The sequence below is a fragment of the Pseudanabaena mucicola FACHB-723 genome, assembly GCF_014696385.1.
In the GTDB taxonomy this organism is placed as follows: domain Bacteria; phylum Cyanobacteriota; class Cyanobacteriia; order Pseudanabaenales; family Pseudanabaenaceae; genus Pseudanabaena.
Window position 1 is genome coordinate 25,580 of record NZ_JACJQB010000020.1, and the last position, 21,331, is coordinate 46,910.

19 protein-coding genes and 1 tRNA gene are annotated in these 21,331 nt (G+C 42.9%); 14 read left to right on the plus strand and 6 right to left on the minus strand.

The annotated features are described in order from the left end of the window. Window positions 1-109: 109 nt before the first annotated feature. A complete protein-coding gene (gene gcvH, locus H6F41_RS11020; RefSeq protein ID WP_190403532.1) occupies window positions 110-496 on the plus strand; it encodes a glycine cleavage system protein GcvH in 387 nt (128 codons plus the stop codon). Here gcvH and H6F41_RS11025 read toward each other — a convergent pair. After that, a complete protein-coding gene (locus H6F41_RS11025) occupies window positions 493-1,134 on the minus strand; it encodes a TMEM165/GDT1 family protein (protein WP_190403533.1) in 642 nt (213 codons plus the stop codon). The two genes, gcvH and H6F41_RS11025, sit on opposite strands and share 4 nt — an antisense overlap. 524 nt (window positions 1,135-1,658) lie before the next feature. Between H6F41_RS11025 and gatB the strand changes: the two genes are divergently transcribed. Then, complete coding sequence (gene gatB / locus H6F41_RS11030) at window positions 1,659-3,128, plus strand: Asp-tRNA(Asn)/Glu-tRNA(Gln) amidotransferase subunit GatB (RefSeq protein ID WP_190403534.1); 1,470 nt, start codon at window positions 1,659-1,661, stop codon at window positions 3,126-3,128. A gap of 59 nt (window positions 3,129-3,187) precedes the next feature. On the opposite strand, the gene H6F41_RS11035 is transcribed toward gatB, so the two are convergent. Beyond that, entirely contained in the window at window positions 3,188-4,126 is a 939-nt protein-coding gene (locus H6F41_RS11035; RefSeq protein ID WP_190403535.1) for an alpha/beta hydrolase, read from the minus strand. Between the two features lie 196 nt (window positions 4,127-4,322). On the opposite strand from H6F41_RS11035, the gene H6F41_RS11040 reads away from it, so the two are divergent. The 6 genes from H6F41_RS11040 to H6F41_RS11065 all read left to right on the plus strand — a co-directional run bounded on the left by H6F41_RS11040 (window position 4,323) and on the right by H6F41_RS11065 (window position 11,539). Further along, window positions 4,323-4,403, plus strand: a tRNA-Leu gene (locus tag H6F41_RS11040). Between the two features lie 135 nt (window positions 4,404-4,538). Continuing rightward, complete coding sequence (locus tag H6F41_RS11045; RefSeq protein WP_190403536.1) at window positions 4,539-4,718, plus strand: hypothetical protein; 180 nt, start codon at window positions 4,539-4,541, stop codon at window positions 4,716-4,718. Between the two features lie 112 nt (window positions 4,719-4,830). Beyond that, on the plus strand, window positions 4,831-8,250 hold the full coding sequence (gene mfd, locus H6F41_RS11050) for a transcription-repair coupling factor (RefSeq protein WP_190403537.1): 3,420 nt from the start codon (window positions 4,831-4,833) through the stop codon (window positions 8,248-8,250). Between the two features lie 173 nt (window positions 8,251-8,423). Further along, window positions 8,424-10,157: an EamA family transporter gene (locus H6F41_RS11055; RefSeq protein WP_190403538.1), complete on the plus strand. Its 1,734-nt coding sequence runs from the start codon at window positions 8,424-8,426 to the stop codon at window positions 10,155-10,157. Window positions 10,158-10,237: 80 nt separating this feature from the next. Then, window positions 10,238-10,990, plus strand: a complete 753-nt coding sequence (locus H6F41_RS11060) for a hypothetical protein (RefSeq protein ID WP_242023018.1) — start codon at window positions 10,238-10,240, stop codon at window positions 10,988-10,990. A 45-nt stretch (window positions 10,991-11,035) separates the two neighbouring features. After that, window positions 11,036-11,539, plus strand: a complete 504-nt coding sequence (locus H6F41_RS11065) for a hypothetical protein (protein ID WP_190403539.1) — start codon at window positions 11,036-11,038, stop codon at window positions 11,537-11,539. Window positions 11,540-11,603: 64 nt separating this feature from the next. Here the strand turns inward: H6F41_RS11065 and H6F41_RS11070 are convergent, their stop codons facing one another. Further along, on the minus strand, window positions 11,604-11,951 hold the full coding sequence (locus H6F41_RS11070) for a hypothetical protein (RefSeq protein ID WP_190403540.1): 348 nt from the start codon (window positions 11,949-11,951) through the stop codon (window positions 11,604-11,606). Window positions 11,952-12,276: 325 nt separating this feature from the next. Between H6F41_RS11070 and H6F41_RS11075 the strand changes: the two genes are divergently transcribed. From H6F41_RS11075 to H6F41_RS11085, 3 genes are all read left to right on the plus strand, one after another. Then, window positions 12,277-12,678, plus strand: a complete 402-nt coding sequence (locus tag H6F41_RS11075; RefSeq protein WP_190403541.1) for a pentapeptide repeat-containing protein — start codon at window positions 12,277-12,279, stop codon at window positions 12,676-12,678. Window positions 12,679-12,843: 165 nt separating this feature from the next. Then, window positions 12,844-13,920 (plus strand): PIN/TRAM domain-containing protein, encoded by a 1,077-nt coding sequence (locus tag H6F41_RS11080; protein ID WP_190403542.1) that lies wholly within the window; start codon window positions 12,844-12,846, stop codon window positions 13,918-13,920. A gap of 44 nt (window positions 13,921-13,964) precedes the next feature. Then, entirely contained in the window at window positions 13,965-15,383 is a 1,419-nt protein-coding gene (locus H6F41_RS11085; RefSeq protein ID WP_190403543.1) for a hypothetical protein, read from the plus strand. A gap of 38 nt (window positions 15,384-15,421) precedes the next feature. On the opposite strand, the gene H6F41_RS11090 is transcribed toward H6F41_RS11085, so the two are convergent. Then, window positions 15,422-15,889, minus strand: a complete 468-nt coding sequence (locus H6F41_RS11090) for a tetratricopeptide repeat protein (RefSeq protein ID WP_190403544.1) — start codon at window positions 15,887-15,889, stop codon at window positions 15,422-15,424. Between the two features lie 91 nt (window positions 15,890-15,980). Here H6F41_RS11090 and H6F41_RS11095 point away from each other — a divergent pair, with 91 nt between their 5' ends. After that, a complete protein-coding gene (locus tag H6F41_RS11095) occupies window positions 15,981-16,319 on the plus strand; it encodes a rhodanese-like domain-containing protein (protein ID WP_190403545.1) in 339 nt (112 codons plus the stop codon). Between the two features lie 12 nt (window positions 16,320-16,331). Here H6F41_RS11095 and H6F41_RS11100 read toward each other — a convergent pair whose 3' ends face one another. Further along, the gene (locus tag H6F41_RS11100; protein WP_190403546.1) at window positions 16,332-16,514 is read right to left on the minus strand and encodes a hypothetical protein; all 183 of its coding nucleotides are present in this window, start codon (window positions 16,512-16,514) and stop codon (window positions 16,332-16,334) included. Between the two features lie 158 nt (window positions 16,515-16,672). Between H6F41_RS11100 and H6F41_RS11105 the strand changes: the two genes are divergently transcribed. Both H6F41_RS11105 and H6F41_RS11110 read left to right on the plus strand, forming a co-directional pair. Then, window positions 16,673-17,647 (plus strand): M48 family metallopeptidase, encoded by a 975-nt coding sequence (locus H6F41_RS11105; RefSeq protein WP_190403547.1) that lies wholly within the window; start codon window positions 16,673-16,675, stop codon window positions 17,645-17,647. Between the two features lie 365 nt (window positions 17,648-18,012). After that, window positions 18,013-19,287 (plus strand): two-component system response regulator, encoded by a 1,275-nt coding sequence (locus tag H6F41_RS11110; protein WP_190403548.1) that lies wholly within the window; start codon window positions 18,013-18,015, stop codon window positions 19,285-19,287. On the opposite strand, the gene H6F41_RS11115 is transcribed toward H6F41_RS11110, so the two are convergent. Then, complete coding sequence (locus H6F41_RS11115) at window positions 19,284-21,179, minus strand: tetratricopeptide repeat protein (protein ID WP_190403549.1); 1,896 nt, start codon at window positions 21,177-21,179, stop codon at window positions 19,284-19,286. The genes H6F41_RS11110 and H6F41_RS11115 overlap by 4 nt on opposite strands. Between the last annotated feature and the right edge of the window lie 152 nt (window positions 21,180-21,331).

Here is a 21,331-nt window from a genome sequence, read left to right on the forward strand (position 1 = left end):
CGCGATTTTTTGGTATAAAGTCTCAAGATAGCGATCGCAAAATCCTGCTGCGTCGATCATCTTCACCTAGCACTCATACCAGTTCAAAAAACAAAGGAAAATTAGCCAAATGTTTGAATATCCCGAAGACCTAAAATACACCAACTCCCACGAATACATTCGGCTAGACGATCAAACTGCTACGGTTGGCATTACTGCTTTTGCGATCGATCAACTCGGCGACATTGTATTTCTTGACCTTCCAGAAGTCGGAACTAAAGTGGAAAAAGGACAAACTTTCGGTACGATTGAGTCAGTCAAAGCTGTAGAAGATATCTACTCCCCCGTAACTGGAACCGTATTAGCCGCGAATTCTGACCTTGTGGATGCACCAGAAAATATTGCTAGCGATCCCTACGGTACATCATGGCTCTTGAAAGTCAATATCGAAGATGCGAGCGAACTGGATGGAACTATGTCTGCGACGGAATATCGCAGTAAAGTGGAAGGTGTTTAAACACCTTGCCAGTATGCGGTTGCACCAAAAATTAAAAATAGAACGCCGCCAATTCCTGTAATTAGACGTTCGGAAATCCTTCCCGCCACTAAGCGCCCGCCAATTACAGCAATCAAGGTACAGATGGCATGTCCTAAAATCGCTCCCAAGGTTACAAACAAGGGATCATTTGCCGCAGCCAAGGCGATTGTGCTGATCTGAGTGCGGTCGCCCCATTCTGCCAAAAAAGTCATTATAAAAGCCTGTACCCAAATTCCTAATTCAGGATAACGCCGTAAAAATTTGCCCAAAAATTTTGCATTAACTGGATGCCCTTGATCTTCTACTGCCTCTTCTGCTTCCTTAACCACTTCTTCGGTGGAATTAGCAGGCATTCGCAGGGCATCAATAATTAGCTTCATTCCAAAGATCACAAATAATGCGATCGCACCGTAGTGAGTATAGAGTTTTGGTAACAGCGATACAGCTTTCCCCAATAACACCGATAGCACAGTCATCGCTGCCAAAGCCGCTAGCACCGATGAAAATACTGTGCGATGGTTATGCTTCATCGATAGAATTACCGCGATAAAAAAAGTTTTATCACCTAATTCAGAAATAGTAATTAGCAATAAACTGGCTGTAAAAGCTTGAAGCAATTGTTTGGTTCTCTCAATAAATGTAAATTCTCAAGTTACTGGGATTACAGTTTTACATCCTATTAACTGGCGTTCATTATAGAGTATTTTGAATTTTTATTGGTTTTTTTTCCTATCATCAAGAATACTTGAAACCTTTGCTGGCTAAGTAATTCTCAAATAATTTACATCATGAATTGATTATGAATTGATTGTGAATCAATCATGAACTGAGAAGACTAAAAAATGAGAATTATTGATGTGATTTCTTATGTTGAAATACTTAATAAGCGGGAACAAATAATTTAGTGCTGTCATATATAGCAAACCCAAAAATTTACCAATAGCAACTCAAGTTTTGTTCTTAACCAAAACCCAAGAAGCGAATTGCGGTGATTTGCGCTGCAATTCGCTTCTTGGGTTTTGGTTTGTATTGGCTAACTCTTGCTTTGCTATATAATGAGTGGTCAGATTGTAACTAAAACATTACAGACTGCCCCAATCGATATTATTTTGCTAAACAGCATCTTAAAAAATTACCAGCTATGACTGCAACCGCTACTAAGACCAAGACAGAATACGAAGCCGTGATTGGGCTAGAAACTCACTGTCAGTTGACCACAAACTCAAAAATATTTTGTAACTGCTCAACTCAGTTTGGCGCACCACCCAATACCAATGTTTGTCCTGTGTGTCTAGGGATGCCGGGAGTATTGCCCGTACTCAATGAAAGAGTATTAGAATACGCAGTCAAAACTGGACTAGCCCTCAATTGTCAAATTGCTCGTCATAGCAAATTCGATCGCAAACAATATTTTTATCCCGACCTTCCCAAAAACTATCAAGTTTCTCAATACGACTTGCCGATCGCTGAGCATGGCTGGTTAGAGATTCAATTGGAAGATGGTAGCACTAAGCGGATTGGGATAACCCGCCTCCATATGGAAGAGGATGCAGGAAAATTAGTCCATGCAGGTAGCGATCGTCTATCGGGTTCTAGTCATTCGCTAGTGGACTTCAATCGGACAGGCGTTCCCCTATGTGAAATCGTCTCCGAACCAGATATGCGCTCAGGGGTAGAAGCTGCTGCCTATGCTCAAGAATTACGTCGTATTTTGCGCTATCTCGGTGTCTGTGATGGCAACATGCAAGAGGGTTCTCTCCGTTGCGACGTAAATATCTCTGTCCGTCCTGTCGGGCAAGAGCAGTTTGGAGTCAAAGTGGAAATCAAAAACATGAACTCCTTCAACGCCATTCAACGGGCAATTGATTTTGAAATCAATCGTCAAATTGAAGCCATTGCCTCAGGTGAACCAATTAAGCAGGAAACTCGCCTCTGGGAAGAAAACTCTCAACGCACAATCAGTATGCGTTCTAAAGAAGGCGCAAGTGATTATCGCTATTTCCCTGAGCCAGACTTGATGGCGATCGAAGTTCCCTTAACGACATTAGAGCATTACCGCGCCGAACTTCCCACCCTTCCTGCTGCACATCGCCAACGCTATCGAGATCAATTTGGGCTGACTCCCTACGATGCTGCTTTAATTGCCGATGATCGCAGCATTGCTGAGTTCTTTGATGCCACAATCTTGACAGGTGCAGAACCTAAGCAGGTCTTTAACTGGGTGATGGGTGATGTCACGGCCTATCTCAATGAAAATAAACTCAAGATTGCCGATATTGCCCTTACTCCTACGGTATTAGGTGAAATGATTGCACTCATTACCGATGGCACGATTAGCAGCAAAATTGCCAAAGATATTTTGCCCGAACTGATTGTTAAGGGTGGCTCTGTGAAAGAGCTAGTAGCATCTAAAGGGCTAACGGTCTTGGCAGGTGCAGAGTTAGAGAAAATCATCGATGAAATCATCGCCGCTAACCCCAAGGAAGTTGAGCAGTATAAAGCTGGCAAAACTAAGCTCCTTGGATTCTTTGTTGGACAAACCATGAAGAAAACTCAAGGTCGTGCGGAGCCACAAACAACCAATCAATTGATTGCTAGCAAATTGGCATAAATTCAGCGCTTTGCTAGGATTGGTCTATAAAAAAGAGAGTCGCGAAGCGACGCTCTTTTTTATAGATTAAAGAAGCTGCGAATAGAGCTTGCATACAATGATTCATTGGTGGTGGCATTGTTGTTATGTCCGCCATTGGGAACGATCACCAACTTTTTCCGTGACGGGGTAGCGGCATATAAACGCTGACTCATCTCCGCAGGAATTAATTTATCCGCACTGCCATGAATATAAAGTACAGGCATGATGAGATTGCCAACTTTACTGAGGGAGTCAAAGCGCTGATGAATTAATAAATCGATCGGGAAAATCCTGTATTTTGGGTCAGTCAATGCCATATCGCTCATTGAGGTAAACGAAGCATCAATGATTAGTCCTGCCATATCAGGATTTTTGGTCGCTAGATCAATGGCGATCGCACCACCTAACGAGTGTCCATAAACAGTAATTTGGCTAGGTTTAAACCCCTTTTGCCGTAAATAGTTCCAAGCAAACTGAGCATCTGTATAAACATCTGCCTCCGAAGGCCAGTCGCCTTCGCTCTTGCCGTAGCCACGATAATCAATAATTAATACCGAAAAGCCGAGTCGCATTAAACGATTGGCATGTCTAGCATTGGCACTAATATTTTTAGAATTACCATGCAGATACAACAACACTTTGCGATCGCGTAAATCACTGCCTCCATTACTCTGAGCTTGGTTAGGATTGGGAATCCACCAACCATGACGATTTTCTACAGTGCCATCGGCTCTTGTAACAGGAATTAGCACATCCTCATATTTAGCATTAAACTCGGCGGGTGTGGTGGTAATTTGCCTCTGCGGGGAAAACACAATCCTAGTCTGACCAAACCATAGTCCCGCACAAACAGCACCATAGAGACTAGCAATGGTCACGCCTGCGATCGCAATTGATCGTTTCCAAGATTTAGGTGTTGGTGGGGCTAGTTGGGGTTGCTCTGAGATCGCAGATGATTGAGTGGTTTTGGTTTCCATGGGTAAGCAATATCAGGGGCAAGTAGGTTTTGAAATTTTGCAAGGTGGTAATTGAGTATTGCGATCGCAATACCTATACATTATGGAACGGCAAAAAATATTTAAGTGCGTGAATAAAAAATATTGCCGAAAATATTGCCCAGAGTATTGCATATTGGCGCGATTGCTGTAATATAGTAAAGCACTTGAAGCAAAAGCGGTCATGGTGGAATGGTAGACACGCCATCTTGAGGTGGTGGTGGCGAAAGCTGTGAGAGTTCGAGTCTCTCTGACCGCATTATAAATCATACAAAAGAGCAATAAAAAAGAGCGCTTAGCGCTCTTTTTTATTGCTCTTTTATTGTCCCTAGCATTGAGCGAAGCCAGAGATTGTAGTAGCCTTAAGGCTGAGTTTATCCAATGCACCAAATCCATGTCTCGCCAAGTCAATTGTCAAGAAGAATGTACCAATGGCTGTGTCCTCGGTGATCAATGCCCCAATTTAGAATATTTAGCAAAAGCTCGTAAGCTCTTAGCTGACACGTCCATTGATAAGTTAATCGAAATTTCTGATTCTCGGTTTCTCCCCCCTGAACCTCCCACCGATCAATAATTTAGCAGCTTCGCCCGCAACGAGGGCAACACAATCTCTAGTTAAGGGGTAGATACTGAGTTATTGCTAAACTTTTATGTATCGCCCCGTTGCTCACCTTTTCCTGTAGACCATGCCATTTTCTTCTGTCATCCGTTCGCTGATTCGTTCCCCCCTCACCGATGAACTAGAGAATAAATTGGTGCGATCGCATCAGCTTACACTTTCAGGACTATCCCGAGTCGGAAAGGGGATCGTCAGCTCAATTTTAAGTCAGAAGCAAGAACGGCTGATGCTTGTGATTGCCGCAACCATCGAAGAAGCAGGGCGATGGTCAGTGCAACTCGAAACGATGGGTTGGCAGACCGTGCATTTTTACCCAACCTCGGATGTCCTGCCCTACGAACCCTACAGTCCTGAATCGGAGATTATCTGGGGACAGATGCAGGTACTCTCAGATTTGGTAAATATTAGTGCCGAGGATCAGAAGAAAATTGCGATCGTGGCAACCGATCGCGCCCTTCAGCCCCATTTACCTAGCCCCACAGAATTTAAAGACTATTGCATATCCCTTGAAATCGGCTCAGAAATATCTTTGCGGGATATGGCAGAAAATCTAACTCTGATGGGCTATGAGCATACATCCACAGTCGAGACTGAAGGGCAATGGGCAAAGCGTGGCGACATTATTGACATATTCCCTGTATCCAGTGAAATGCCTGTGCGGATTGACTGGTTTGGTGATGAAATCGAACGGATTCGTGAATTTGAGCCTTCTACTCAAAGACCTCTCGATAGTATTGCCTCTGTATTATTAACGCCGCTTACCTATGCACATATTCTCGGCGGACTACCTCAAGTTACCGATGCATTAGACGATGAATTTGGCATCCAAGGTTTTGCAGTTCATCCCCGCTCCACTGCTTCGATCCTTGACTATTTACCCGATCCTTCTCAATGTTTAGTCGTGATCGATGAACTTGATCAATGTCGCGCTCACTGCGATCGCTGGTATGAGTCTGCCGAAGCTTTCTTCCCTTCGCTTGCAGACAATAACAATGACACAAAACTACATCGCTCCTTTAATGAATGTTTATTGCATCTCCAAAAATTTGATTGCCTAGATCTGTGGGAACTTGCCGAAGAAAATCGTGGCATCAACATGGCAAGTCGTCCTGTACCTGTAGTTCCCCATCAATTTGGCAAGATTGCTCAAACAATTCGTGAATATCGGGAACAGAAGTACAAAATTATTCTGGTTTCAGCACAGCCATCCCGCACTGTTGCCCTATTACAAGAACACGATTGCCAAGCGCAGTTTATCCCCAATGTGCGCGACTATCCTGCCATTGAGAAGACTCATAATTTACGGATTGCCGTGGCGCTCAAGTATTCAGGGATCGCCGAAATTCAGGGCTTTGTGCTACCTACTTACCGCATTGCCATAATTAGCGATCGCGAATTTTTTGGACAACATGCCCTTGGTACGCCGAACTATGTCCGCAAACGCCGTCGCGCCGTCTCTAAACAGGTTGACCTCAATAAACTCTCCCCAGGAGACTATGTTGTGCATAAGAGTCATGGTGTTGGGCAATTTCTGAAATTAGAGAAATTAACCGTCAATCATGAAACCCGTGAATACTTAGTTCTCAAATATGCCGATGGGATTTTGCGGGTAGTCGTGGATCAAATGTCGATTTTGTCTCGCTATCGAGGCATGAATGAATCGAGACCAGAACTCCATAAGATGACTGGCAAAGCATGGACAAACGCAACTAACAAAGCTAAAAAGGCTGTTAAGAAAATTGCCTTCGATCTATTGGAACTCTATGCGAAACGGGCGCAACAGGTCGGCTATGCTTTCCCTCCTGATAATCCTTGGCAACAGGAAGTCGAAGACTCTTTTCCCTATCAGGCAACACCTGATCAGCTCAAGGCAACACAGGATGTTAAGCAAGATATGGAAAGTTCTCGCCCAATGGATCGTCTTGTTTGCGGCGATGTTGGCTTTGGCAAAACAGAAGTTGCCATTCGGACAATTTTTAAAGCAGTGACATCGGGAAAACAAGCCGCCCTCTTAGTTCCCACAACAATTCTGGCACAGCAACATTACCATAGTCTACAAGAGCGCTATGCTGCTTATCCTGTAAATATTGCCTTGCTCAATCGCTTTAAAAGTAATGCGGAAAAGAAAGAAATCATCAGAAAATTAAAGACTGGCGAACTTGATATTGTGGTGGGGACACATCAACTTTTGGCGAAAGATGTGGAATTTAAGGATTTAGGCTTATTGGTGATTGACGAAGAGCAACGCTTTGGGGTTGCCCAAAAGGAAAAGATTAAAACCATGAAAACGGAAGTGGATGTGCTAACCCTATCAGCAACTCCAATTCCACGGACTCTATATATGGCAATGTCTGGCGTTCGAGAAATGAGTCTGATCACCACACCGCCACCATCACGGCGCTCGATTATGACCCATCTTTCGCGTTATAACTCGGAACTAGTGCGGGCAGCGATCCGCCAAGAACTCGATCGCAATGGACAGGTTTTCTATGTAGTATCGCGCATTGATGACATTGAGAAGGTGGCGGAACGAGTCAATGAAATGTTGCCCTCGGTACGTATTGCGATCGCCCATGGACAGATGCCCGAATCAGAGTTAGAAACGACGATGCTAAGCTTTAATAGTGGTGAAGCCGACATGATGATCTGTACCACCATCATTGAATCAGGGTTAGATATTCCCCGCGTGAATACCATCATCATTGAAGATGCTCAACGCTTTGGGCTTTCACAGCTCTATCAATTACGCGGTCGGGTTGGTCGAGCAGGCATCCAAGCCCATGCTTGGCTCTTTTATCAAGAAAAGGGTGAGCTTACCGATGTGGCAAGGCAAAGATTAAAGGCAATTCAAGAATTTACGCATCTGGGATCGGGGTATCAGCTAGCGATGCGTGATATGGAAATTCGTGGTGTTGGTAATATCCTTGGATCTGAGCAGTCGGGACAGATCAATACAATTGGCTTTGATCTATACATGGAAATGTTGCAGGATGCGATCGCAGAAATCCGTGGTTCGGAAATTCCTGAAGTTGATGATACTCAAGTTGATCTACCCGTCACCGCCTTTATCCCTGCGGAATATATTGCCGATAGCGATCGCAAAATGAGTGCTTATCGTGCCGTTGCTTCCGTAAACTCGCGCCGTGAACTCGCACAGATCATCGAAGAGTGGAATGACTGCTATGGCAATGTCCCTACACCTGCAATGCAGTTGATCAAGGTCATGGAATTAAAACTAATTGCGAAAAAAATCGGCTTCTCTCGGATTAAGTCAGAGGGTAAACAGCATGTGGTACTCGAGTCAAAAATGGAAGAACCTGCATGGAAACTGCTGCATCAACAGTTACCTAGTCATCTCCAATCGCGATTTGTTTACAATCTTGGCAATGTGACAGTCCGTGGACTAGGCACACTCTCCCACGATAAGCAACTAGATAGTCTGATCGAATGGCTCGACAAAATGTACCTTGCCAAAGCTGAGGCTTAATCTTCTTGCTAATTTGATCACAAACAAACCAAACAAAATATGTCAGATGCTCAAATTAGTGCTATAAAGTTCGCAAACTAGACGCAAGCAATAACAAACAGTTAACAGCAGTGCCAAACTTAGTTGCGGACAGCATGATTCCAGATGGCATGGTTACGAGGTGATTTCTGAAAATGGAGAGTAATAATATTCGTAGTAGTGCTTACGAGCAGACCCTCGCGGGAGTTACCAAGGACTTGTCAGACCTACGGGCAAACATCTTGGGTAAGCTCAGCCGCGAAATTTTGATTTTGCAAGCCCAAAAAAATGCCCTTAATGATGATATTCAAAGGCTGCAGTCTCAGCGCAAGGAGCTAGAGGTACTAACAGTGGCGCAGCAGGGGATGAGCCAACAGGAAATTCAGAGACAGCAATGGATTGAACAGCTTGCCCAAGCGATTACTTACCATCTCAAAAATGATGTTATCGCCGCCGACTCACGGGTACTCAGCGATCATTCCGAAAATTTTGAGCAATTAATGCTCAACCTTGACAATGCGATTCGGGCTACTTTTCAGGTACTACAGCGTGATGTAGATACCTATCAGCGCGATCTTGACGATCAAATGCAGCGTATGTTTACCCAAAGACAGCAGGGTGAGCTAATGCTCTCTGCCCTTGTCGAAAGAATTGATGAATATTTGCGGCGTTCTGCGGGTGAACGCTATTCGCTCAATCCACCGATTAGTCCCTCCATATCGCCATCACCAAATGATTTTACAGGCGCGATCGCTACTAGCGGTAATCCTACTGTTCCCAATAGTAACGGCAGCTTTAGCCAAATTCAGGTTCCTAATTTCAGTAACAATCCGCCTAGGTCGTATGACCAAAATGTTACCCGCCCCTATGCGGATCTCACTGAGCCGCTAGAACTCGTAGAACCAATGCAGGGAAAGCCTCATCATCAACAAAATGATTGGTGGACAGGTTTTACCCTTGTTGTTATTGCTTCTGTGGTTTTATCCTTGCAGCATATTTTGGTACGGCTAGTTTTTGTCAACTCCACAATTTTTGGCGCGTTTAAGTTTGGTGGACTGCTCGAGGCCAATATCTCTAATTCCTTATTCTTATTACTACTGCGGATGCTCTTTGCCACGCCAATTATGTGGTTACTAGCGAGATTTTTATTTAGAGTCGATGTCACCCGCGACTTTCAGCAACTACTCGCACCTAGTCGTAGACTACTATTCTGGCGAGTTGGGTTTAGCGCTTTCCTACAGATGATTTCCTTTGTCTTACTCTATGTGTCACTGGGACTAGTTAGCTCTGGGTTAGCTGTTACCCTGTCCTTCATCTTCCCGACTATCACCGTCCTCATCGCATGGTTCTTCTTTGGTGAACGCCCTAGTAGTGAGCGATGGGTGGTCATCGGTGGTGTTTACCTTGGCATTGCCTTAGCCTGTAATATTTTCGGTGTACCAAAGCCAGATACATGGGGGATTACGGCGGCAATTCTTTCAGGAATCGCTTTTGCGGGATATATCATCACCTCACAGGTTTGCTTTAAGCAACTAAATCCTGCTTCATTTGTATCGATTAACTTTGTCATTATTTTCTTAATTTGTCTTGGTGCTTTGCCTTTCACCCTAGCTACCGTTTCTTGGAGTGGTTCACTTGTCTGGATTGGTTTCTTAATTGCGCTAACAACTTTGGTGGGATATCTATTGACTAGCTTCGGCACAAAGTTGATGGGGGCAGCTCAGGCATCGATTGTCAGTGCTAGTGCGCCATTGTTTACCACGATTTTGGCTTCAGTAATTTTGTCGGATAATTTAGGTTTTGGACAGTTGTTTGGGGTGTTTTTGGTGACAGTGGGTGTGGCACTGATCCACTTACAAACGATGCATAAAAAGCCCAATCGTCCTTAACTAAATCAACAGCCATATATTAAAGCGTACATTTTGAAACTGTGTACCCTGTTTTTGGATTAAAATTCTGTACAGTAGCTATGAGAATCCCTAGGGATAAAAGTGGTCAAGCAGTGGTTAAAAACTCACATCCAGACATAGAATCAACAAACTCATCAACCCAGCAGCTAATGCGATCGCTATGGCGAAATTTGTCGCGAGAGCAAGGATTGCCAGTCTGGGCATTGCTTGCTGTATTTTTTGTGATGTTGTTACTCTGGAATTGGCAACTAATTACGGCTACTGGCACAGGTATTTTGGCAATGGTTGCGGTCTATATGGTGCAGGACTGGAACTGGAATGTGATTCTGCGCCGCATTCAAAACTTTTTGCAGAGTCCTTACCGTCACTTGCCTTTGGCTGTGGGTAGCGGTACGGTTACAGTTTTTTTGACCTATACAATTTTGGCAGTGTGGTCGAGCCAATCAAATCACTGGTTAGCCTCTGCCAATATTTTGCAACTAGTGGCGACTTTAGGGGTTTTGGCGTTACTTGTCCGACAAGCTTTCATCCAGTGGCTGCAAAGGCAACAGGATAATTTTGATCAGTTAATCACGCAGTTAATGGTCAATGATGATCTGACTAGACTAATTGCAATTAAACAGATTAACCAATATGTTCAAGATAATCGCTTGCCTGCGGCTCAAGAAAAGGCGATCGCAGATTATTGCCAGATTTTGCTCAATCGTGAAACCGAGCCAACGATGCGAGATGCCCTATTTGAGACTATGGAGTCGCTGCATACACTTGCAGAACTGCCCTTGCTAAAGCGCTCGGCGCATAATATTCAATAACGCCTAAGGTTTATAGTTTTTATATTCACAATTGCCCCAATACTAATGCTTACCAAAGACCAAACTCTTGATCACCAAGTAGCTTTATTAGTTCAAAGTACCCCCGATCAAGAAACTGCAAGTGCGGTTAGTCTGATTGCATCGGTACTTAAAGCGATTGCCCAAAATTTAAAACATGTCAATTATTTTGTAATTCAGGGTATTGAAGGTGGTTGGTTACTTACACCCCTGAGCAACCATGACAATCCTGAGTTAGAAAAGACGACAATCTATGCCTATTGCGATCGTACTGCCGCCAATATTGATCGCCTCAAGCTCAACGATGAAAATCTAGAATGTGCTGAATATAGTGTGATTGAGATGCTATTTCGATTGATCGGCATGAAGCAGGTGGACAGTATCGTATTTTTTGATCGGGCGACAGATACGCAAAGAGGGATCGAGGTGATTCGTACTGATATTGAGTCGCTATGTGAGAAGCAAATTAAACGCGCTCAGTTTGGTTTACAAAAGCTCAATGAAATTAAACATAATGCTGATATTGCCTGAATAATAAGAGCGCCGCGAAGCGGCGCTCTTAGCAGAAAAAAGGGATGCGTTGCATCCCTTTTTCTTATTCATAATCGATAAAACCACACATCACAGCTCCATCGGCAGAGCCATTACCATTGACCATGCAGGCTAAACTTTCATTACGATTGATGGTAACAATCCGATCATAGCTAATGCCATTGACCAGACTATCGGCAATGGCTAGGCCGTCTGGAGTAGTGCTAATCGCCAGAACGATTGGATTGTTATTAGTATTGCTATTAATATCTTCTGACTGTATTTCGGTTGGCAGAGAGTTATCACTGGGATAGAGTGCAGCGACGATCGCAGTTTGGGCATTGGCGGGCGCGACACTGGCAAGGGCAAAACCTGAAACGGCTAAAAATGTGGCGATAATTGTATTTTTCATGACTGCCTCTACTCTGCTTTCTTTAATTACTAGCAACGAATTAAAGAATTAAACTTCTGTGGTTTAATTCTGTGGCAAAAGTAGCAATTGCTACTTCCTGCTACCAACTCAACCGACTGGGTGATCTTTGCTACTGAGCAATTTCCTCAACCGATTAACTTAATGAACTCATCATCAGATTATTTCGACTAGCTGCCAGTGATGTCATCCATAGGCTAGTGTGATTGCGATCGCAATCTATAAAACATCACCTTTACTTTCTCGGTTTTATGTCATAACTTAATGGACAACGGCATCGATAACCGAACACTCAAGAGGACTAAAAATGAAGACTACAATTAATTACTGGTTAGTAATTTCAGGATTAATTGGTGCGATCGCCTCTACGAGTTGGGCTACCTCAGCTTTCGCCAATCCCAATCAAATTCGTCAAGTTCTCCAAACTAGAGAATGTCAGGGCTGTGATCTGGCAAGGACAAAATTAAACTTTGCTAACCTAAGAGGAGCAAATTTACGAAATGCCAATCTATTTTCGGCCGATCTCAAGCTTGCGGATCTACGTGAAGCTAGTTTGATTGGTGCAATTCTGGACAAGGCTGATTTGCGGGGTGCGAATTTACTGGGTGCAGATTTGACCAGTGCCTATATGTCAGAAACCAACTTTTGTGGCGCAATTATGCCCGATGGTCAAAAATCAGTACAGGGCTGCCCAGAGACTGCAAAATAGCCCCAACCCTAGACAAAGCTGATGGAGAGTTGTGTAGAATTGTATACAAAGGATTGAGAAAGTCGAAAGAATATTTCCAAAACCACAGTAAAACCTCTAGTCTAGAGGTTATTCACTATTCATCTTCCTTCCTTAAATTTATTCGTCCAAGCGGAGTTCCGCCCTATGATTGACGCTATTATCATTTTTACATTCATCCTTGCAGGAGCAGGCACTGGCTTCCATGGTATTGATTTCTTACCATCGGAGACAATTGCTCATCTTAATATCCAAAATTTACGTTGGGTAACGCTTGGAGTCGGCTCAGTTGTTGGACTCATCGCAGGTTTACTTGTCCAAAACACCTATCGACGAATCGAATCTAATGTGCGGTCGATGCCGCTTGAGACGATCTTAGGAAGAGCGGTGGGATTAGTGTTTGGTTTGCTAGTCGCAAATTTGATGCTAGCACCATTATTCTTGGTTCCGATTCCTGACAACTTTGATTTTATTAAGCCGCTCACTGCGATTCTGGTGAGCATCATCTTTGCCTATTCGGGAATGACTCTCTCGGATACCCATGGACGGGCTTTGCTACGTCTAATCAATCCTAACAATGTTGAAAGCAGCTTGCTTGCCGATGGTACCTTGCGGACAGCCACGGCTAAGGTGTTGGATACCAGCACCGTCATCGATGGACGGATTCAGACCTTGATGGAAACAGGTTTTCTTGAAGGTCAACTTTTAATTCCTCACTTTGTGATCCAAGAGTTACAAACCATTGCCGATAGCTCTAACGATCAAAAGCGGGTACGTGGTCGCAGAGGTTTAGATATTCTCAACAATATGCGCGACCAATTTAGCGATCGCATTACAATTCATTCCGCCGATTATGAAGATCTAAATACCGTTGATGCAAAATTGGTAAGGCTAGCTCAAGAGCTAAGCTGTACGCTAATTACCAATGACTACAATCTTAATAAAGTTGCGAATTTACAGCAGGTTGAAGTTTTAAACATCAACGATCTGGCTCAGGCTTTGCGTCCCACCTATTTACCTGGAGATTTAATTGAGATCAAGGTGTTGAAGGAAGGCAAAGAAGCATCACAGGGAATTGGCTATCTGGAAGATGGCACAATGGTAGTCATCGAAGAAGGGCGCGAATATCTTGGCAAGCAAATTATTGTGATTGTCACAAGTGCCTTGCAAACTTCAGCAGGGCGAATGATCTTTGCCCGCCACGAAGCGATCGCCACCGTTTAATTTCCCTTAGATTCTGATTCTTTATAGTTAAATCTTGATTGCCTATGCAAGTTTCGCCTTCCCACTCACAGCGACAGTTGGTATCAGGTAAAGTCGGGTGGGGCTGGCGGCAGGCAACTTATCCGATCTCTGTGAACTTTGTGTTTGCAGGACTACTAATTTTGATGCTATCAATTTCTCAGTTGCTCCAACTAGGAGCATCAAGCTTGGTGGATTTGGCTTTCTTAGTAGTGGCTGTGGGATTTGTGATTGGTCTATATAGCGCCAAATCAGTTGTGGAAGTATGCCGCCAAAATACAGACTATGTGTTTTTGCGATCGCAACTAATCGCAATTACGGCCTATTGGCTAATTTTAATTGCGGGACTCAGTATCGAAAAATCCAACAAGATTTGGGTAGCTTTCTGGTGGATTTTACCTGCGGCAATTTTTACAGGTATTGCCAGTTCCCTAATTTTGCGATCGGGGAAATCCAAAACTAATCCTAAATTACAAACCGTTGAACCTGCTAGTATCGATACCCTCAATGTAATCACCTATTCAGATCAGACTGTCCTGATTAGTCCATCAGCAATAGGTCAACAACCTCGCCAATTTAATAGCTTGATCTTGATAGTGATGGGGTTGTTCTTTTGGACTATGCTCGACTTTTCGACTAATTTAAAGGCAATTGCTGCGATCACACTTACGGCAACTGGTTTAACAGGATTTTTTACATGGCAAGCGCAATTACGATTGTCAGCGAAAGTTTTGGAGCTGAAATTCAGTGGCTTATGGGGACTAACTTCCGAATATGCCATTGATTTACGATCATTTTCTTGTTTGTCTTTGATTAAGTTGCAAGAAGCTAGTGGTGAACTAACTTGGATGCAGCTAACGGGAAGCAAGATCGATATTACCCTTCCCTTAGCAATGACAACCTTGCCATCTTCTATGACCAAGGATGTTACTAGTCAAAGCGATCAGTTTGGTCAAACGATTCGCGAACAATTTCATCTGGCTAACCAAGAAACTGAACGCGATAGTCTAGGTTTAGCCAATGTCCTATTGCCACAGGGTGCAGGAATCTTAGCGGGAACGGCTTTTATATCGGTGGGTGGGCTACTACTATTTATTTTCCCCCTACCGTCGGAGATGACAGTTGCCACTGCGATCGCTTGGTTAGGGGTTTTGCTACTTAGCCCGATGATTGCCCGTTTTATGCTGCAACTAGTCGCAACCAATAGTCTCCAGAGCGATCGTCATGATGATTCTCAAAATCATCTGTACCCATGGGAGATCGGCATATCTTTACTCTTAGTCAGCATCTTTTTGACAGCTCCCAATACTAATACAGTCCTCGCTATCTCCACATTTAATCAAGTATTACCTTTACTCACACTAATTTTTGGATGGCTTGGTATCAGTATTGGTATATGTATTCTTGCCTTTGTACGCCGTACACCACTTTGGCATCTAAATTAATGAAGGCAGAGCGATGCGCCGCCTTCATTAATTTAAAATTAGCTAAGCATGGCTGTACATTCGAGGATCAATTTCTGGTTAGTGATAGAATAGGGTTGAATTTCTAAGGCTCTGCGAAAAGCGGCAATCGCTTCGAGGTAGTTACCAAGCGCAGCATAACAAAGTCCCAAACCATGTACTGCCCCAAAATGATAGGGATTGAGGGCGATCGCCTTCTGACAGTCCTTAATCGAACGTTTGTAATCTCCCTGCATGTAAAAAATTACGGCGCGGCGATTCCATGCCTCGACAAAATCTGGTTGAGCATGAATTAATTGCGTTAACATTAACTCCGCCTGCCTAACATTGCCACTATCTGCCATGATTTGGCTCTGACGCAAAACCTGTAGCCCTTGCATTCCCTTCTGCATAAACCACATTTCCCATAAGCCCTGAGTCGCCCGCTCACGAATACCTTCATCTTCACTCCTGAGATCCTGCAATAATTCTTCGATGGGTTGACTCATGGGGATAAGAGTTAATTGATTAGTTAGTTTGAAATAAAAGCTTGAGCTTATGGTAAGTTGCTAAATTAAACTTTAATAACATCTTGAGCCTATGTCTATCATACAAATTACTGTCCAAGAACTAGCGGCACGATTGACAGGTGAGCGGCAAAACTTACAACTAATTGATGTCCGCGAGCGTGATGAGGTGGAAATTGCGTCGATTGCAGGGTTTGAGATTTTGCCGCTCAGTGAATATGATCAATGGTCAGCGACATTTGTCGAAAAATTTGATCCCCATACGGAAACATTGGTACTTTGCCATCATGGAATGCGATCGGCACAGATGTGTCAATGGCTAATTAATCAAGGGTTTACTAATGTCAAGAACATTGGCGGCGGCATTGATGCCTATGCTTATGTGGTTGACCTCAATATGCCTAAGTATTAACTCTTCAAACCATTAGTCAGTTAGAAACGGAATACTGAAAAATACGGCTAGACCGATCGCGGAAACAATGCAGGTGATGATCGTGATGACAATGAATTTGCGATCGCTAGCACCATAGAACTTATTTGGCAGTGAACTGGCTAACACCATTAAGCCAATGACAATGAGGATAACAATAAATAGATTGCGATTCATCGATTTTACCTGTCATGTTAATTACTGTTAATTACCTTGTAGTTCACCTAAGTTCCAATTGTCAATGACTCTGCGGATGCTGCCCTCCATCAAAATGCACAGGTGAGATTGCGATAGAATAGACCAAAGCATTAACATCCAAACGGACAGATACAATCATGCCACGCTATACAGGAATTTCTAGCGAAGCCTTTCGTCATCCGCTTGATCGTCAAGCTGAACAAGCTCTTCGTAGTGTCCCTGGGTTTGATCTGGTGGCGGGGAAATTTGTAGAATTTATGTATGAGCGTCCACAAACTATTTATCACATTGGCAATAGCATTCAAGTTAGTCATCGCCAATATGCAACAATTCATCGCATTTTTCGCGAATGTATCGCCGATCTTGATGTGCAGCCCGAACCAACTCTATTTGTTTCGCAAAATCCGATCGCAAACAGCTATGCCCTTGGGAAAGATCATCCCTACATTGTGATCAACTCAGGCTTACTCGATCTATTAACTGAAGATGAAATTCGGGCTGTACTTGCCCACGAACTTGGGCATATCAAATGTGGGCATACAACCCTAATTCAGATGGCAATGTGGGTTATGAGTGTTGTATCTTCAATTAGTGAAATGACCTTTGGTTTGGGAGGATTGGTCAGCAGTGGTCTGATTTATGCCTTCTTTGAATGGCGACGCAAAGCTGAGCTATCGTCGGATCGGGCGGCTTTGTTAGTAACCGATCAGCTCGATACAGTTCTCTCGACAATGATGAAGCTATCGGGGGGAAGCTCGGCTTTTGCCCATGAGTTGAGTTTGCCCGAATTTATCCGCCAATCCCATGATTATCAAGAACTAGATAAAGATAATCTCAATCAGATTTATAAATTTATGCTCTATAACGGTTTTGGCGCGGGATCAATGCTCAGTCATCCATTCCCTGTAGAACGTGTTCATTACATTCGTGAATGGGCTGAATCGGAAGAATATCTTAATATTAAGTCAGGTCAATATAAACGCGGTGATACGACGGGGGCAGTTGATGTATCACCTAATTCTGAACCAGAACAAAAGACCGAAACTGAAGCTGAGCGACTCAAGCGACAAATTGATGAACTACAGGCAGAAATTAATCGCCTCAAGCGTTAATATTTAGTGTTTTTTTTGCAATAATTCCAGATTTAATTCTACTTAAAGTCAGATACGATCATACTTGTAATATTTTGTAAGGATGACTCTAGAGCTATAACAAAGCGAGAGTTAGTTAGTACAAATCAAAACTCAAGAAACGGGTGGCGGCGCGCAGCGCCGCCACCCGTCTTCTGGTTTTATGTCCTAAGCAAAACTTTTTTTGCTATAAAAAATTACTGTTTACAACAAAATACTTAAAATTTACAAAAGTTAGCTTATGTGGCTAAATCTTTTATGTTGTAATGAGTACATAATACATATTGTGTAAGAAAAATATGCTGAATACTTACTTTCTTTTACTTTAGCAAGCATACTGTTTTTCAATGAGCAAAAATAAAATCACTATTCTGATAGTTGATGATACTGTATACAACTTAAAGATATTATCAATTATGCTTTCCAACCAAGGCTATGTCGTCTTGGAGGCTACGGATGGAGTAAAAGCAATTGAGCTTGCGATCGCAAATACACCAGACTTGATCTTATTAGACATTAAAATGCCATCAATGGATGGATATCAAGTTTGTACAAATTTAAAAAGCAACCCGATTACGCAGCAAATTCCAGTTATTTTTATTAGTGCAATCGAAAATATAGAAGAAAAAATCGAAGCATTTACGGTTGGGGGAATTGATTTTATTAATAAGCCATTTCACTTAGTTGAAGTATTGGCAAGGGTAGAGACGCATTTACGCATTAGTTCTTTGCAGGCACAACTTTTAGAGCAAACTAAATTGCTAGAGTCTCGCAATATGAGTTTGCAAAGAGAAATTTCGAACTTGACAGGATTTAATTGGGAACTTTATGAAGAACTTAAACAAGCCATTGAGGAATCTCAACTACAATTATTCTATCAACCAATAGTTAATTTTGAATCTAACTTAATTACAGGATTTGAGGCTCTAATTCGTTGGGAGCATCCCCAAAAAGGTTTCTTGAATCCGTCTGATTTTATCGATTTTGTGGAGGCAACCGATCTAATTTACCCTATTGGTCGTTGGGTGATAGAGACCGCCTGTCAGCAGTTAAAGATTTGGCAGCAGTTGTCGCCTAAATATTTAGATCTGACCATGAATGTGAATGTGTCAACTAAGCAACTGGCTGATTTTAAGTTTCTCCAATATATTCGCGAAATTGTACAAGATTCACAAATCAATCCCCATTGTTTAAAGCTGGAAATTACGGAAAGTACAGTGATGGGAGATCTTGACCGCACTCTAAAAATCCTGCATCAATTAAAAGATTTAGATGTGCAGTTTTGTATTGATGATTTTGGTACAGGCTATTCATCTTTGCGACGACTAACGGATTTTCCCATTGATATTCTGAAAATTGATCGTTCGTTTATTGTGAATGAAGAATGGGTAATCGTTAAGGCGATCGGCACTTTGGCTTTTACACTAGGTAAAAGTGTTGTGGTTGAGGGCATAGAAACATCTTTAGAATTAGAAACTCTAAAGAGCTTATTTTCTTCCTATTTGAATATTTCCTATGGGCAAGGATATTTATTTGCAAAACCCCTTGACTGTCAGGCAGCTTCTGAATTGTTATTGAGTAAAGCTGAACAACCCGAATATAATTACACCAACAATTGCTAGTCTTCTCCTTGCTGATAGCGCTTAATTAGATGGGGTAAGTGATCAAATCCATCGACACCAATTACAGCAATTAATTGCGATCGCAATTTTTGTAATAGATTCGCAAAATCATCATCTCCCAGCTTGCCTTGCAAAATCACCACTAAAGCCGCTGACTGTTTCCATGTTTTGCTTTGACGTTGCTCCAAGAGATACATCCCCAAGCAAGTGTGATAGCTGGCGTATTCCAGTTGATGCAGTTGATAGAATGTTTCACCGAGATAGGCGTGACTGATGGCGAGTAGATCGCGATCGCTAATTTGTTGAGTAACAACTAAGGATCTTTCTAGGGCGATTTGAGCTTGACTTGGCTGCTCGATGGCGACATAAGCCGCACCGATACCAACCCAGCATAATGCTTGATTTTGAAGATCGTTGAGTTTCTCCGATAGCTTTTGTCCACGATCTAAATGACTAATGGGGATTTCCAATTCTTCAGGCGTAATTACTTCCTGTTGTCTGGCGATCATCACTTCGCTATAGCCTAAATTTGCAAGGGCATTGGCTTCACCCTGCCGATCGCCATGTTGACGCGCCAAAATCAAAGCACGTTGAGCTTGAGATTCGCTATTAAGAAAATCCTTTTGAACGAGACTAATGCGACTGAGATGATTGAGATTGGCAACTTCACAGCGTTGGTCGCCCACTTCACGGGCAAGATTTAGGGCTTCTTGATGCAGTGCGATCGCAGATTGGGGATGCCCCATCCATGTTTGGGAATATCCTAAAACTGTCAGAATCCGTGCTTTTTCTTGGGTATTTTCTGACTCTTTAAGGGGTTGGTCGAGGTAGTTAATAGTTTCGCGGAAGCTCTCTCCTGAAAACGAAGCAAAGACTCCACCGTAGAGTGGAAAGTTTTCTCTTTGGGCAAAGGTTCTCAGGGTTTGCAAGCTAATTCGGAAACAAATTTTGGCAAGGGATTGGCACTCGCTGGCGGTGAGTTGCGGCGAGTTTTGGAAGCCACTGCTCAACTCACCCCAAATCATAGCAAAGGCAACGAAGGTAACTCCTGTCATGTGCATTCCTGCTTTGGCATCATAGGCTTGTTGGTCAAACCATTGCACCAAGCCATTTTGCAAATATCTTAAAAGGATTAATAATTCCACCCATGCGCTGATATCGATGGTGCGTTGTGCCATTGCGATCGCAGAGGCAGATTGATTATTGGCTTGCCCTGCGAATAAATCCCTTGGTAAAGGACTTACAATTTGCTTTGCCCAAGTTTGCCATGGGCCAGTTCCTTTAGAACGCTCAAAGCCAACTTGTTGTTGGGGTTGGTATAGCCAACTGACCAATGAACCTTCTAGTTCCGCAAAACTTGTTAAACCACGGGTAAGCCCGATCGCAAATTGACGGAGAACAAAGGCTTCGCGATCGTCGGGCATTGTATCTGCTGCTTTTTGAAGTAATTCCGTCAATATCTGAATATGTTGGCGCTCAAAAACAGGTATATGGTTAGGGTCAAGCACTTGAACTAATACGGATAGTCGTTCCTCTGGTGCAGCATTCAAGATTTTTTGTAAACCTAATTGACAACTATCCTGAATTTGATAATTAGCTTGCCACTGTTCCCAAGCATCCTTGAGAATCTTCATGGCGCGGATTTTTTGAGTTGCTTTTGCTTGCTTGACTTCATCGGTTTGAGCGATGAGATTAGCTTGCAGAAGCTCCGCATGTTCCGCCAAAGCCCTTTCAAATATTTCGCCAGTTCCTGCCTCTAAACTTTCGCTAAGAATACGATACACATGTTCTTTTGATAACAATTTGCCGTTTTCAATGTTGAGGATGATGCGTTCAACAAAAATAAGATAACGTTCACGAGTTGTTAATGGTTTGCTGGCGGAATCTGACATAGGTGCAATCTAAGAATTGGCTAATTTATGAAAATTTAGTTTTAAAGTTGAGAGGTTTTGTTTGTGATCAAGATCACAGTAAAGATACTGCTTAATCACGAGGTGAGATCACAATAACCGCGAGTATAGTGGGTGGGAAATCAGAGGGTAAA

Bases quoted from the DNA above. Each gene is read 5' to 3' on its own strand.
- H6F41_RS11060 (WP_242023018.1), top strand. From the start codon at position 10,238: ATGAGAATCCCTAGGGATAAAAGTGGTCAAGCAGTGGTTAAAAACTCA.
- H6F41_RS11115 (WP_190403549.1), bottom strand. From the start codon at position 21,179: ATGTCAGATTCCGCCAGCAAACCATTAACAACTCGTGAACGTTATCTT.
- gcvH (WP_190403532.1), top strand. From the start codon at position 110: ATGTTTGAATATCCCGAAGACCTAAAATACACCAACTCCCACGAATAC.
- H6F41_RS11085 (WP_190403543.1), top strand. From the start codon at position 13,965: ATGCAAGTTTCGCCTTCCCACTCACAGCGACAGTTGGTATCAGGTAAA.
- H6F41_RS11035 (WP_190403535.1), bottom strand. From the start codon at position 4,126: ATGGAAACCAAAACCACTCAATCATCTGCGATCTCAGAGCAACCCCAA.
- H6F41_RS11095 (WP_190403545.1), top strand. From the start codon at position 15,981: ATGTCTATCATACAAATTACTGTCCAAGAACTAGCGGCACGATTGACA.
- H6F41_RS11045 (WP_190403536.1), top strand. From the start codon at position 4,539: ATGTCTCGCCAAGTCAATTGTCAAGAAGAATGTACCAATGGCTGTGTC.
- H6F41_RS11100 (WP_190403546.1), bottom strand. From the start codon at position 16,514: ATGAATCGCAATCTATTTATTGTTATCCTCATTGTCATTGGCTTAATG.
- gatB (WP_190403534.1), top strand. From the start codon at position 1,659: ATGACTGCAACCGCTACTAAGACCAAGACAGAATACGAAGCCGTGATT.
- H6F41_RS11090 (WP_190403544.1), bottom strand. From the start codon at position 15,889: ATGAGTCAACCCATCGAAGAATTATTGCAGGATCTCAGGAGTGAAGAT.
- H6F41_RS11105 (WP_190403547.1), top strand. From the start codon at position 16,673: ATGCCACGCTATACAGGAATTTCTAGCGAAGCCTTTCGTCATCCGCTT.
- H6F41_RS11070 (WP_190403540.1), bottom strand. From the start codon at position 11,951: ATGAAAAATACAATTATCGCCACATTTTTAGCCGTTTCAGGTTTTGCC.
- H6F41_RS11065 (WP_190403539.1), top strand. From the start codon at position 11,036: ATGCTTACCAAAGACCAAACTCTTGATCACCAAGTAGCTTTATTAGTT.
- mfd (WP_190403537.1), top strand. From the start codon at position 4,831: ATGCCATTTTCTTCTGTCATCCGTTCGCTGATTCGTTCCCCCCTCACC.
- H6F41_RS11110 (WP_190403548.1), top strand. From the start codon at position 18,013: ATGAGCAAAAATAAAATCACTATTCTGATAGTTGATGATACTGTATAC.
- H6F41_RS11075 (WP_190403541.1), top strand. From the start codon at position 12,277: ATGAAGACTACAATTAATTACTGGTTAGTAATTTCAGGATTAATTGGT.
- H6F41_RS11055 (WP_190403538.1), top strand. From the start codon at position 8,424: ATGGAGAGTAATAATATTCGTAGTAGTGCTTACGAGCAGACCCTCGCG.
- H6F41_RS11080 (WP_190403542.1), top strand. From the start codon at position 12,844: ATGATTGACGCTATTATCATTTTTACATTCATCCTTGCAGGAGCAGGC.